9 protein-coding genes and 1 tRNA gene are annotated in these 13249 nt (G+C 69.4%); all 10 read right to left on the bottom strand.

What is annotated here, in order from left to right:
• Positions 1-136: 136 nt before the first annotated feature.
• The 10 genes from ACFY7H_RS04260 to dnaA all read right to left on the bottom strand — a co-directional run bounded on the left by ACFY7H_RS04260 (position 137) and on the right by dnaA (position 12953).
• Positions 137-271 (bottom strand): DLW-39 family protein, encoded by a 135-nt coding sequence (locus ACFY7H_RS04260; protein ID WP_208809277.1) that lies wholly within the window; start codon positions 269-271, stop codon positions 137-139.
• Positions 272-415: 144 nt separating this feature from the next.
• Positions 416-489: transfer RNA gene (locus ACFY7H_RS04255), tRNA-Ile, on the bottom strand.
• A gap of 95 nt (positions 490-584) precedes the next feature.
• The gene (locus ACFY7H_RS04250; protein WP_388932832.1) at positions 585-1241 is read right to left on the bottom strand and encodes a DUF3566 domain-containing protein; all 657 of its coding nucleotides are present in this window, start codon (positions 1239-1241) and stop codon (positions 585-587) included.
• Positions 1242-1244: 3 nt separating this feature from the next.
• The gene (gene gyrA, locus ACFY7H_RS04245) at positions 1245-3881 is read right to left on the bottom strand and encodes a DNA gyrase subunit A (RefSeq protein WP_388932829.1); all 2637 of its coding nucleotides are present in this window, start codon (positions 3879-3881) and stop codon (positions 1245-1247) included.
• 40 nt (positions 3882-3921) lie between these two features.
• Positions 3922-5943, bottom strand: a complete 2022-nt coding sequence (gene gyrB / locus ACFY7H_RS04240) for a DNA topoisomerase (ATP-hydrolyzing) subunit B (protein ID WP_388933699.1) — start codon at positions 5941-5943, stop codon at positions 3922-3924.
• A gap of 476 nt (positions 5944-6419) precedes the next feature.
• Positions 6420-6947 (bottom strand): DUF721 domain-containing protein, encoded by a 528-nt coding sequence (locus ACFY7H_RS04235; protein WP_388932827.1) that lies wholly within the window; start codon positions 6945-6947, stop codon positions 6420-6422.
• Positions 6944-8080, bottom strand: a complete 1137-nt coding sequence (gene recF, locus ACFY7H_RS04230) for a DNA replication/repair protein RecF (RefSeq protein ID WP_388932825.1) — start codon at positions 8078-8080, stop codon at positions 6944-6946. The genes ACFY7H_RS04235 and recF overlap by 4 nt, the downstream gene beginning before the upstream one ends.
• Positions 8081-8135: 55 nt before the next feature.
• Positions 8136-9011 carry a phosphogluconate dehydrogenase (NAD(+)-dependent, decarboxylating) gene (gnd, locus tag ACFY7H_RS04225; RefSeq protein ID WP_388932821.1) on the bottom strand — a complete coding sequence of 292 codons (876 nt, stop codon included), beginning with the start codon at positions 9009-9011 and terminating at the stop codon, positions 8136-8138.
• 192 nt (positions 9012-9203) lie between these two features.
• Positions 9204-10334 (bottom strand): DNA polymerase III subunit beta, encoded by a 1131-nt coding sequence (gene dnaN, locus ACFY7H_RS04220; protein WP_388932817.1) that lies wholly within the window; start codon positions 10332-10334, stop codon positions 9204-9206.
• An 864-nt stretch (positions 10335-11198) separates the two neighbouring features.
• The gene (gene dnaA, locus ACFY7H_RS04215) at positions 11199-12953 is read right to left on the bottom strand and encodes a chromosomal replication initiator protein DnaA (RefSeq protein ID WP_388932814.1); all 1755 of its coding nucleotides are present in this window, start codon (positions 12951-12953) and stop codon (positions 11199-11201) included.
• Between the last annotated feature and the right edge of the window lie 296 nt (positions 12954-13249).

Below are 13249 nucleotides of genomic sequence, written 5' to 3'. Positions count from 1 at the left end.
CCCCGAATTTGCTACAGCAAGTCACATCTTTGCGTAATTGAACTTCTCCCGGGAGCGGATCCGCGGGACGCCCCCGGAACAGCATGAAGCCCCGGCAGCAGCGGCGGCCGGGGCTTCATGGAATCAATCGTGGGGCTCACACACCGGAACCAGAGGGCACGGAGTCAGTTGCCTCCGTCCACAGGTCCTGCTCGGCGCGGTCCGCCTGGATCTGGCGGTACACGAGGAGCCCGCCGATGGCGGCCAGTGCGACCAGGAGCAGCTTCTTCACGGCGCGACCTCGTCTTTCGTAGACGTTGGGGACTTCTGGCGGCCAACAATACACACCGACCGATACCGATCGGTTACCTGGGACTCCCCCTGACGGCCCAACGACGAAGACCCCCAGGCCTTGGCCTGGGGGTCTTCGACTCTGTGGGGCTAACAGGATTTGAACCTGTGGCCTCATCCTTATCAGGGATGCGCTCTAACCAACTGAGCTATAGCCCCATCCGCGCTGCGCGCTGACTCCTGAAGATTAGCGCACAGACGCGGTCGAGCCAAAATCCGCTCCCCGCGGCCTTCGCCGCAGGTCAGTCAGCGGGTCATTCGTCCTCGGCCAGCGTGAGCTCCACGCCGCCCACGAAGCCCGCCGACAGGTTGTAGATGAAGGAACCCAGCGTCGCGAGCGCCGTCATCAGCACCACGTCGATCACCGCGATCACCGACGTGAAGATCAGCACGCGCGGCAGCGACAGGAACGACTGGAGGTCGAACCCGTTGCCCTCGTTCGAGCCGGTCGCCTCGCTGATGGTGCCGCCGACGGTCGAGAAGATGCCCATGGCGTCCATGACCATCCACAGCACCGCCGCCGCGACGACGGTGCACAGGCCCAGGGCGATGGAGAGCAGGAAGCTGACCTTCATCACCGACCACGGGTCGGCCTTCGCCACCCGTAGCCGCGCCTTGCGGGTCCTGGGGGCCGTACGGACCGCCTGGGCGGCCCCGCGCTGCGCACCCGGGCCCGAGGGCGCCGCGTAGGCCTGCGGGGCCTTCTGGGGCTGCTGCTTCTTCGGCTGGTCCTTGGCCTTTTCCTGCGCCTGGTCCGTGGCCATGGCCTTGTCCTGCGTCTTGTCCTGCGCCTTCGGCTTGGGTTCCGGTTCTCGGGTGTCCGTCACGGTTCCCCCCTGGGAGTCCGCGGCGGGGCCACGGGCACCGTTCGCTCCAGTCTTGGCCGGTCCGGCGCCCGTGGCTCCACTCACGACTTACTCCTCGTGCTCCCCGGCCGAGGGCTCCGTGCCCTCGGCCACCCCGGCGGCCGGTGCGTCGGCCGCCGCGGCGTCGATCTCCGACTCGATCTCCGACTCGATCTCGTCGACCTCGTCAGCTTCCTGACCGGCCTCGGCGTTGCGGGCGATGCCCACCACGGCATCGCGCTTGCCCAGATTGATCAGCTGGACGCCCATGGTGTCACGGCCGGTCTCCCTGACTTCGTTGACGCGCGTACGGATCACACCACCGCCGAGCGTGATGGCGAGGATCTCATCCGTCTCGTCGACCACCAGCGCGCCGACCAGCGAACCGCGGTCCTCTACGATCTTCGCCGCCTTGATGCCCAGACCGCCACGGCCCTGGACTCGGTACTCGTCCACCGCCGTCCGCTTCGCGTAGCCGCCGTCGGTGGCGGTGAAGACGAAGGTACCCGGCCGGACAACGCTCATGGAGAGCAGTTCGTCACCCTCGCGGAAGCTCATGCCCTTCACGCCCGAGGTGGCACGGCCCATCGGACGCAGGGCCTCGTCGGTCGCCGTGAAGCGGATCGACTGGGCCTTCTTGCTGATGAGCAGCAGGTCGTCCTCGGCGGACACCAGCTCCGCGCCGATCAGCTCGTCGGCGGTGCCGTCGGTGCCGTCGGCACCGGTCTCCCGGAGGTTGATGGCGATGACGCCGCCCGAGCGGGGGGAGTCGTAGTCCTTGAGCGCCGTCTTCTTCACCAGGCCGCCCTTGGTGGCCAGGATCAGGTAGGGCGCCGCCTCGTAGTCGCGGATCGCGAGCACCTGGGCGATCTTCTCGTCCGGCTGGAAGGCCATCAGGTTCGCCACGTGCTGCCCGCGCGCGTCACGGCCGGCGTCCGGGAGCTCGTACGCCTTGGACCGGTAGACGCGGCCCTTGTTCGTGAAGAACAGCAGCCAGTGGTGCGTGGTGGAGACGAAGAAGTGGTCGACCAGGTCGTCCTGCTTCAGCTTCGTGCCGCGCACGCCCTTGCCGCCGCGCTTCTGCGAGCGGTAGTCCTCGGTCTTGGTGCGCTTGACGTAGCCGCCGTGCGTGATGGTGACGACGATGTCCTCTTCGGCGATCAGGTCCTCGATGGACATGTCCCCGTCGAAGGGCACCAGCTTGGAACGCCGGTCGTCGCCGTACTTCTCGACGATCGCCGCGAGCTCCTCGCTCACGATCGAGCGCTGCTTCTCCGGCGAGGCCAGGATCGCGTTGTACTCGTTGATCTTCGCCTGGAGCTCGTCGTGCTCGGCGACGATCTTCTGCCGCTCCAGGGCCGCCAGGCGGCGCAGCTGCATCTCGAGGATCGCGTTGGCCTGGATCTCGTCGATCTCCAGAAGGCCCATCAGGCCCTCGCGCGCGATCTCGACCGTGTTGCTGCGCCGGATGAGGGCGATGACCTCGTCGATCGCGTCCAGCGCCTTGAGCAGGCCGCGCAGGATGTGGGCCCGCTCCTCCGCCTTGCGCAGACGGAAGCGCGTGCGTCGGACGATGACCTCGATCTGGTGCTGCACCCAGTGGCGGATGAACGCGTCGATCGACAGGGTGCGCGGCACCCCGTCCACCAGCGCCAGCATGTTCGCGCCGAAGTTCGTCTGCAGGTCGGTGTGCTTGTACAGGTTGTTCAGCACGACCTTGGCGACGGCGTCGCGCTTGAGGACGATCACCAGGCGCTGGCCGGTGCGCGACGAGGTCTCGTCGCGCACGTCGGCGATGCCGCCGATCTTCCCGTCCTTCACCAGGTCCGCGATCTTCTGCGCGAGGTTGTCGGGGTTGGTCTGGTACGGAAGCTCCGTCACCACCAGGCACTGGCGGTTCTGGATCTCCTCGACCTCGACCACCGCGCGCATCGTGATGGAGCCGCGCCCGGTCCGGTACGCCTCCTCGATGCCCTTGCGGCCCACGACCAGCGCACCGGAGGGGAAGTCCGGGCCCTTGATCCGCTCCAGGAGCGCGTCGAGCAGCTCCTCGTGCGTGGCCTCGGGGTGCTCCAGCGCCCACTGGGCGCCGGCCGCGACCTCGCGCAGGTTGTGCGGCGGGATGTTGGTGGCCATGCCGACCGCGATACCGGCCGAGCCGTTGACCAGCAGGTTCGGGAAGCGCGCCGGCAGGACCGTCGGCTCCTGGTTGCGGCCGTCGTAGTTGTCCGTGAAGTCGACGGTCTCCTCGTCGATGTCCCGGAGCATCTCCATGGCCAGCGGCATCAGCTTGCACTCGGTGTAGCGCATGGCGGCCGCCGGGTCGTTGCCCGGGGAGCCGAAGTTGCCGTTGCTGTCCACCAGCGGCATGCGCATCGACCACGGCTGGGCCAGGCGGACCAGGGCGTCGTAGATCGAGGAGTCACCGTGCGGGTGGTAGGTGCCCATGACGTCACCGACGACGCGGGCGCACTTGTAGAAGCCCTTCTCGGGCCGGTAGCCGCCGTCGTACATCGCGTACAGCACACGGCGGTGGACCGGCTTGAGGCCGTCCCGCACGTCGGGCAGCGCACGCGAGACGATGACGGACATCGCGTAGTCGAGGTAGGAGCGCTGCATCTCCGTCTCGAGCCCGACGGGCTCGATGCGCAGCACGGGCTGCTCCTCCGCGGGATTCTCTGCGGTGGGGGTGGTTTCGTCGGCCATTGCTGGTCAGAAATCCTTTCAGGCGGTCAGCTGAGCCGACTCAGATGTCGAGGAAGCGAACGTCCTTGGCGTTGCGCTGGATGAAGGAGCGCCGCGCCTCGACGTCCTCACCCATCAGCACCGAGAACAGGTCGTCGGCCTGCGCCGCGTCGTCCAGGGTGACCTGGCCGAGCACGCGGTGGTCCACGTCCATGGTGGTGACGCGCAGCTCCTCGGCGTTCATTTCGCCCAGACCCTTGAAGCGCTGGATCGAGTCCTCCCGGATCCGCTTGCCGTTCTGCTTGCCGAGCTCGACCAGGGCGTCGCGCTCACGGTCCGAGTACGCGTACTCGAAGTCGTCGCGGCCCCACTTGATCTTGTACAGCGGCGGGCGGGACAGGTACACGTGACCCGCCTCGACCAGCGGCCGCATGAAGCGGAACAGGAAGGTCAGCAGCAGGGTGTTGATGTGCTGGCCGTCGACGTCGGCGTCCGCCATCAGGATGATCTTGTGATAGCGGAGCTTCTCGATGTCGAAGTCCTCGTGCACACCCGTGCCGAAGGCGCTGATCAGCGCCTGGACCTCGGTGTTCTGGAGGATCTTGTCGATCCGGGCCTTCTCGACGTTCAGGATCTTGCCGCGGATGGGCAGGATCGCCTGGTACATCGGGTTGCGGCCGGACTTCGCGCTGCCGCCGGCGGAGTCACCCTCGACGATGAAGATCTCGCACTTGGTCGGGTCGTTCGACTGGCAGTCGGACAGCTTGCCCGGCAGGGAGGCGCTCTCCAGCAGCCCCTTGCGGCGGGTCAGGTCGCGGGCCTTGCGGGCCGCGACGCGCGCCGTGGCCGCCTGGATCGACTTGCGGACGATGTCCGCGGCCTCGACCGGGTTGCGGTCGAACCAGTCGTTCAGGTGCTCGTGGACGACCTTCTGCACGAAGGTCTTGGCCTCCGTGTTGCCCAGCTTGGTCTTCGTCTGGCCCTCGAACTGGGGCTCGCCCAGCTTGACGGAGATGATCGCCGTCAGACCCTCGCGGATGTCTTCGCCCGCGAGGTTGTCGTCCTTCTCGCGCAGCAGCTTCTTGTCCCGCGCGTACCGGTTGACCAGGCCCGTCAGCGCCGCACGGAAGCCCTCCTCGTGCGTACCGCCCTCGTGCGTGTGGATCGTGTTCGCGAAGGAGTACACGCCCTCCGTGTACTGCGAGTTCCACTGCATCGCGATCTCGACCGAGAGCATCCGCTCCTTGTCCTCGGCCTCGATGTCGATGACGGTCGGGTGGATCAGCTCGCCCTTGCGCGAGTTGAGGTACTTCACGAAGTCGACGATGCCGCCCTCGTAGTGGTACTTCACCGTGCGCGCCTGGGGCTCGGCCGCGTCCGCTTCCGGGTCGTCGGCGCCCGCCGTGGCCTTCGCCGACTCGCGCTCGTCGGTCAGCGTCAGGGTCAGGCCCTTGTTGAGGAAGGCCATCTCCTGGAAGCGCCGCGACAGCGTCTCGAAGGAGTACTCGGTGGTCTCGAAGATGTCGCCGTCAGCCCAGAACGTCACCGACGTTCCGTGCTCGTCGGTCTCCTCGTTCCTGGCCAGCGGGGCCGTCGGCACGCCCAGCTTGTAGTCCTGGGTCCAGCGGTAGCCGTCCGTCTTGACCTCGACCGCGACCTTGGTCGACAGGGCGTTCACGACGGAGACGCCGACGCCGTGCAGACCGCCGGAGACGGCGTAGCCGCCGCCGCCGAACTTGCCGCCCGCGTGCAGGACCGTCAGGACGACCTCGACGGCCGGCTTCCCCTCGGACGGCACGATGCCGACCGGGATGCCGCGGCCGTTGTCGATCACGCGCACCCCGCCGTCGGCGAGGATCGTCACGTCGATGGTGTCCGCGTGGCCCGCCAGCGCCTCGTCGACCGAGTTGTCGACGACCTCGTAGACGAGGTGGTGCAGACCGCGCTCACCGGTCGAGCCGATGTACATACCCGGCCGCTTGCGGACCGCGTCCAGGCCCTCGAGGACCTGGATCGCACTGGCGTCGTAATTCTTCTCGTTGGAGTCGCCGGAATCGGCCACGAAGCGCCCTTTCTGGCACAGCGCAGCCCGTACTCCGGACCAGCTGGTGCACCGGCGGAGCGGCCGCGTCGATCTGCGTTGTATGCGTGATCCCGCGAACGGGCGGGATTTACTCCAGTCTACCGGTACCACTGACATGAATGGGGGTTTGCCGGTACCTGAGTCCGCATGTGCCGCCCTGAACCTCCACCTTCCGACTCCCCATATCCGGGCAGGGGCTCAAAGAGGCTCACACGGGCATCCAGCGCTTCGGGCTGTCAACCTTCCACTACCGTGAGGGACACCACCCGCGCCGCCCCCGCCGGCAGGCTCCGCCCGGGCCGCCGCACGGGGCTCCGCCAGGCCGCCGAGAGGCCGCCGCGGGGCACCGCGCAAGCCCCCGGCAAGCCGTTGTGCGGGCGTACGCGGACCCGTCGCCGGCCGGCCGGGACCGCCTCGGGCCCGTACCCGGCCGCCGTCGGCCGCCGTACCCGGCCGACGGCAGGGCCCGGGCCCGCTCAGCCGTACGTGTCGCCCGGCCCGCTGCTGCCCGGGGCGCGCCACGGCCCGTACCGCTTGGGACGGCCGCCGGGGCCCTGCACCTTGATCAGCCGGACCGTGCCCTGGCCGAGGTCCGCGTTCAGCCGCGCCACCAGCTGCGGGGCCAGCAGCTTCAGCTGCGCGGCCCAGGCCGAGGAATCGCACCGTACGAGGAGTTCACGCTCCTCGTAGCGCTCCGGTTCACAGTGCGCGGCGATCTCCGGGCCGACGATCTCCGCCCAGCGCTCCATCACCCCGGCCACGGCGATCGGCATCTCCCAGCCCCGCTCCGTGCGCAGCCGGTCCAGCGCCGCCATCAGCGGCATCGGGTCCCGGCCGTCGGCCCGGGCGCCCGAGCGCAGCCCCGGCTGCTGCCGGCGCCCCCGCCCGCTCACCGCGTTGCCCCGCGCGCGGGCCTGCTCGCGCGCGGCCGCGAGGGCCTGGCGGGCCAGATCCACCCCGGACGGCTCCGGGGTCTTGCGTTCGTGCCGCTCCGCTTCGCTCACAGCCGGGTCACCTCACCGCCGGACACCCCGAAGCGCATGCCCGTCAGCACGCCCGGAACGTCATCGTCCACCGCCGCCGTCACCAGCACCTGCTCGCCGCCCGCCACCAGCTCCGCGAGCCGCTCGCGGCGGCGCGCGTCCAGCTCCGCGAAGACGTCGTCCAGGATCAGCACCGGCTCCGCCCCCTCCGAGCGCAGCAGCTCGTACGAGGCCAGGCGCAGGGCCAGGGCGTACGACCAGGACTCGCCGTGACTGGCGTACCCCTTCGCGGGCAGTTCGCCCAGGCGCAGCACGAGGTCGTCCCGGTGCGGGCCGGCCAGGGTCACCCCGCGCTCGATCTCCTGCTTGCGGACCTCGGACAGGGTGGCGAGCAGCACCTCGTAGAGCTCCTCGCGGGTCCGCGCCGCGCCGGTGTCGACCGGCTCGCCGGCCGAGGACTTGTACGCGAGCCCGAGCGGGCCGCCACCGGGCGCGAGCTGCTCGTACGCCTTGTCGGCGAGCGGCAGCAGGGTGGCGATCAGGTCGAGGCGCTGGGCGAGCAGCTCGGCGCCCGCGCGCGCGAGGTGCTGGTCCCAGACGTCGAGGGTGGAGAGGTCCATGGAGCGGCCGCCGTGCCGACGGGCCATCGCGGCGGACTTCAGAAGGGTGTTGCGCTGCTTGAGCACCCGCTCGTAGTCGGAGCGGACGGCCGCCATCCGGGGCGAGCGGGCCGTCACGAGCTCGTCGAGGAAGCGGCGACGCTCCCCGGGATCGCCCTTGACGAGGGCCAGGTCCTCCGGGGCGAACAGCACGGTGCGCACGATGCCCAGCACGTCGCGGGGCCTGACCTGCGAGGACCGGTTGACGCGGGCGCGGTTGGCGCGGCCCGGGTTCAGTTCGAGCTCGACCAGCTGCTGGCGTTCGCCCTGGGTGACGGCGGCCCGGATGATCGCCCGGTCGGCGCCCATCCGCACGAGCGGGGCGTCGGAGGACACCCGGTGGCTGCCCAGGGTGGCGAGGTAGCCGATGGCCTCGACCAGGTTCGTCTTGCCCTGGCCGTTGGGTCCCACGAAAGCCGTGACGCCCGGGGCGAGGGGTACCTCGGCCCGGGCGTACGAGCGGAAGTCGGCCAATGAGAGATGCGAAACATGCATACGGCGCCGACCTCCCCCGGCTTCCTGCTGCTGTGCTCTGTGGTGCTGGGTGCTGCTACTTCTTCTCGACCGCGTGGCCGCCGAACTGGTTGCGCAGCGCGGCGATCATCTTCATCTGCGGCGAGTCGTCCTGGCGGGACGCGAACCGGGCGAACAGCGAGGCGGTGATCGCCGGCAGCGGGACCGCGTTGTCGATGGCCGCCTCGACGGTCCAGCGGCCCTCGCCCGAGTCCTGGGCGAAGCCCTTCAGCCCGTCCAGGTGCTCGTCCTCGTCCAGCGCGTTGACGGCGAGGTCCAGCAGCCAGGAGCGGATGACCGTGCCCTCCTGCCAGGACCGGAACACCTCGCGGACGTCGGTGACCGAGTCGACCTTCTCCAGGAGCTCCCAGCCCTCGGCGTAGGCCTGCATCATGGCGTACTCGATGCCGTTGTGGACCATCTTCGCGAAGTGGCCGGCTCCGACCTTGCCGGCGTGCACGGCGCCGAAGTCACCCTCGGGCTTGAGGGCGTCGAAGATCGGCTGGACCGCGGCAACGTGCTTCTCGTCCCCGCCGTACATCAGCGCGTAGCCGTTCTCCAGGCCCCACACGCCACCGGAGACGCCGCAGTCGACGAAGCCGATGCCCTTGGCCTTCAGCTCCTCGGCGTGCTTCTCGTCGTCGGTCCAGCGCGAGTTGCCGCCGTCGACGACGATGTCGCCGGGGGAGAGCAGCTCGGCCAGCTCGTCGACGGTGGACTGCGTGGCCGCTCCTGCCGGGACCATCACCCACACGACGCGGGGGGCCTGCAGGCCGTCCACAAGCTCCCGGAGGCTGTGGACATCGGCGAGGTCCGGGTTGCGGTCGTATCCGATGACGGTGTGGCCTGCGCGGCGGATGCGCTCGCGCATGTTGCCGCCCATCTTGCCGAGACCGACGAGACCGAGCTCCATCAGGTGGGTTCCTTAAGCGTTGGGGCCGTCTGTACAGGGGCTTCCCGGCACCGGTGGTCTCCGGTGGCCTTTCCGGGCCGCCCGCCGGATCCGAGCCTACGCCGGGCCGTGGCGACGGGCCGCTCCGGACGGCGCCGGGCCCGGCACTCGCGGCTGCGAGACCGGGCCCGGTGCCGGCGTGCGGCGGAGCGGTCAGCCGGAGAGGCGGACCGGCATGATCAGGTACTTGTAGGCCTCGTCGGCCTCCGCGTCCACCGCGGGCCGGCCGCTGAGCAGGGCGGGCTTGGTCGACGTGGTGAAGCTGAGCTGCGCGGCGGGCGAGTCGATCGCGCTCAGGCCGTCCAGCAGGAAGGTGGGGTTGAAGGCGATCGAGATGTCGTCGCCCTCGAGGTTCGCGTCGACGCGCTCCACAGCCTGTGCATCGTCGCTGGAACCGGCTTCCAGGATCAGCACGCCCTGCTCGAAGCTGAGGCGGACCGGGGTGTTGCGCTCGGCGACCAGGGCCACGCGCTTGACGGCCTCGACGAACGGCGCGGTCTCGATCACGGCGACGGAGTTGAACTCCGTCGGGAAGAGGGTGCGGTACTTCGGCAGGTCGCCCTCGAGCAGGCGGGTGGTCGTGCGGCGGCCCGCGCCCTCGAAGCCGATGAGACCCTCACCCTGGCCGGAGCCGGAGAGCGCCAGGGTGACGGTGTCACCGCTGGTCAGGGACTTGGCGGTGTCGAGGAGGGTCTTGGCGGGCACCAGGGCCACGGCCGAGGCGTCCGGGTTCTCCGGCTTCCACAGGAACTCGCGGACCGCGAAGCGGTAGCGGTCGGTGGAGGCCAGGGTGACGCGGTCGCCCTCGATCTCGATGCGGACACCGGTCAGCACGGGCAGCGTGTCGTCGCGGCCGGCGGCGATGGCCACCTGGGCGGCGGCGGAGGCGAAGACCTCGCCGGGCACGGTGCCGGTCGCGGTCGGCATCTGCGGCAGCGCCGGGTACTCCTCCACAGGCAGGGTGTGGAGTGTGAACCGGGAGGAGCCGCAGACCACGGTCGCCCGTACACCGTCTGTGGAAATCTCCACCGGGCGGTTGGGGAGGGCGCGGCAGATGTCGGCGAGCAGCCGGCCGGAGACGAGGACGGTGCCGTCCTCCTCCACGTCCGCCTCGACGGAGACGCGGGCCGAGACCTCGTAGTCGAAGCCGGAGAGGGACAGGGTGCCGTCCTCGGCCTTCAGCAGCAGGCCCGCGAGTACGGGCACCGGCGGCCGGGCCGGGAGGCTGCGTGCAGCCCAGGCCACCGCCTCCGCGAGTACGTCGCGCTCCACCCGGATCTTCACCGGAACCGCCTCCTGCTGTTGCTCGCTCGTCTGCCGGCCTTCGTCGTCGGCTCGTCGATGCCTCGACCGATGCCGGGGACCAGTCTGACGTACGGCGCCGACAGCCGTCGCGGCTGGCGGTCAAGTCGGGAGCGAGGAGGCGGGGCGGCCGAGCGGCGAGTTGTGCACAGGCCCTGCTTGAAAACCGAAACCGGCCTAACTCTCCATGGGGGTAGTAGTAGGGCCTGTGGAAACGGTGGATAAGCCCGTTCTCGCAGGTCAGCCCGCGTTTTTTATCCCCACACCCTGTGGGCGGGACCGGTGGACAACCCGGTGTCTCTGTGGAGAACGGAAAGTTCTGCACAGGCCGTCCCCAGGAGACCCCCACTACTCCACAGGTGTGTCCCCAGCTTTTCCCCAGAGGTCCACAGAGCAAACGTCGACATCCGTGTGACCGCTTTCACTCGGGGCGGTGAGCTCGGGTGTGGCGTTGCCGAACAGTGGACAACGGTGTGGAGAACCGCCGGGAACCTGTGCACAGGATGCGGGAACCTGTGGGTCGGCGGTGGACAGAGGAGTGGATGAGCCTGTGGACGATTTTTCTGTCCACAGGCTGTGGATGACGGTTGCTCACAATTCCACAGGCACCTGACCTGCCCTGATGGGGTCTCAACCCGCACCCCTGTGGACAGATTGTGGGCGACGGGGACTGTCCTCAGCCTGTGGACGGAAGAAAACCCGGGAATCTGTGGATGACGGTCCCTCCTGGGGGCGCATTCGAACAGAGCAAGGGCGCACGGACGAGGAAGGGCGCCCCCGGTTCGAGCCGGAAGCGCCCTGTCGTGAGGTTTGAGGGGCCGCCAGCAGGCCCCCGCGGGGCCCGCGTCAGCCGTTCTTGATGCGGTTCGTGAGCTCCGTGACCTGGTTGTAGATGGAGCGCCGTTCCGCCATCAGGGCGCGGATCTTGCGGTCCGCGTGCATGACGGTGGTGTGGTCCCTGCCGCCGAACTGGGCCCCGATCTTGGGCAGCGACAGGTCGGTCAGCTCCCTGCACAGGTACATGGCGATCTGCCGGGCGGTGACCAGGACGCGGCTGCGGGAGGACCCGCACAGGTCGTCCACGGTCAGCCCGAAGTAGTCGGCGGTGGCCGCCATGATGTCGGAGGCGGTGATCTCGGGGGCGCTGTCCTCGCCGCCCGGGATCAGGTTCTTGAGGACGTCCTCCGTGAGCCCGAGGTCCACCGGCTGCCGGTTGAGGCTCGCGAAGGCGGTGACGCGGATCAGCGCCCCCTCCAGCTCGCGGATGTTGCGCGAGATGCGGGAGGCGATGAACTCCAGTACCTCCGGCGGGGCGTTGAGCTGCTCCTGGACGGCCTTCTTGCGCAGGATCGCGATCCGGGTCTCCAGCTCGGGCGGCTGGACGTCCGTGATCAGGCCCCACTCGAAGCGGTTGCGGAGCCGGTCCTCCAGCGTGACGAGCTGCTTGGGCGGCCGGTCCGAGGACAGGACGATCTGCTTGTTCGCGTTGTGGAGCGTGTTGAAGGTGTGGAAGAACTCCTCCTGGGTCGACTCCTTGCTCGCGAGGAACTGGATGTCGTCGACCAGCAGGATGTCCATCTCGCGGTACCGCTTGCGGAAGGCGTCGCCCTTGCCGTCGCGGATGGAGTTGATGAACTCGTTGGTGAACTCCTCCGAGCTCACGTACCGCACGCGGGTGCCGGGGTAAAGGCTCCGCGCGTAGTGCCCGATGGCGTGCAGCAGGTGCGTCTTGCCGAGGCCCGACTCCCCGTAGATGAACAGCGGGTTGTACGCCTTCGCCGGCGCCTCGGCCACGGCCACGGCGGCGGCGTGCGCGAAGCGGTTGGAGGCGCCGATGACGAAGGTGTCGAAGAGGTACTTCGGGTTCAGCCGGGCGGTCGGCTCCAGCGGGCCCGAGGTGGAGCCGCCGGAGGGCGCGGACGGCGGCGGCGCGGGGGTGGGCCGGCCGGGCGCGGAGCGCGGGGGCGACTGCTCGTACTGCTGCTCGTAGCCCTGGGGCTCGTACGGCTGGGATTCGTACGAGGGCTGCTCGTACTTCTGCGGGTCGTACTTCTGGGGTTCGTACTTCTGCCCCTCGTAGCCGCCCTGGTCGTAGCCGCCCTGGTCGGGCTGCTGGAGGTAACCGGGCTGCGGGGAGGCGTACGGGTCGCGCTCGGGGAAGCCGCCCAGGCGCTGCTGCTGCCAGCCGTACTCGTCCTGGCCGCCGCGGGGCCAGGAGCCGGGCTCCTGACGCGGCTGCTGGTAGTCCGGGTAGGCGGGGCGGGCGGCGGGCAGGTCCTCGCCGGGGCCGGCGCCGGGGCGCTGGCCGCCGTACGGCTCGTAGCCCTCGCGCGGGGAGGAGGCGGGCGGGGCCGGCGGGGCGGGCTCGCCCGCCGAGTCGTCGACCGTGATGGCGATGCGGATCGGACGGCCGCACTCCCGGCTCAGGGCGTCGCTGATGAGGGGGGCGAGGCGGCCCTCGAGGACGCGCTTGCCCCATTCATTGGGAACGGCGAGCAGGGCGGTGTCGGCGACGAGGGCCAGCGGCTGGCATCGTTCCACCCACTGCTTGTCCTTGGGCTCGATCCCTTGCTGGCCCTCCCCGAGCAGCTTCTCGAGCACGCGTGGCCACACTGCGGCAAGATCGGCAGGTACGTCAGCCACAGAGCACGCTCTCTCACAGGTCCCGTCCCACGAATGTGTGGTTCTTTGGGACGGTCGGGACAAAAAATCCGGGATCAGTCAACGGTAGTCAGGCCGGTGGGTAGGGTTCAAGTCGTTGTCCACAGCCTGTGCACAGTGTGGGGCAGGGGCGCTCGGTTTGACCGGATGGCGTAGCCGCGCGTACCGTAACGAGGTCGAGTTGTCGATGGCTGCTGCCGCCTGCCTACCGATGGGCGAAGATCACGCTTTGTGAT

It is taken from the genome of Streptomyces sp. NPDC012794, assembly GCF_042901085.1.
GTDB lineage: Bacteria > Actinomycetota > Actinomycetes > Streptomycetales > Streptomycetaceae > Streptomyces.
The sequence above is the reverse complement of the archived record's forward strand: the minus strand, read 5'-3'. Positions and strand labels throughout refer to the sequence as shown.

Coding starts and splice junctions, on each gene's coding strand:
- gyrA (WP_388932829.1), bottom strand. CDS start 3,881: ATGGCCGACGAAACCACCCCCACCGCAGAGAATCCCGCGGAGGAGCAG.
- recF (WP_388932825.1), bottom strand. CDS start 8,080: ATGCATGTTTCGCATCTCTCATTGGCCGACTTCCGCTCGTACGCCCGG.
- gnd (WP_388932821.1), bottom strand. CDS start 9,011: ATGGAGCTCGGTCTCGTCGGTCTCGGCAAGATGGGCGGCAACATGCGC.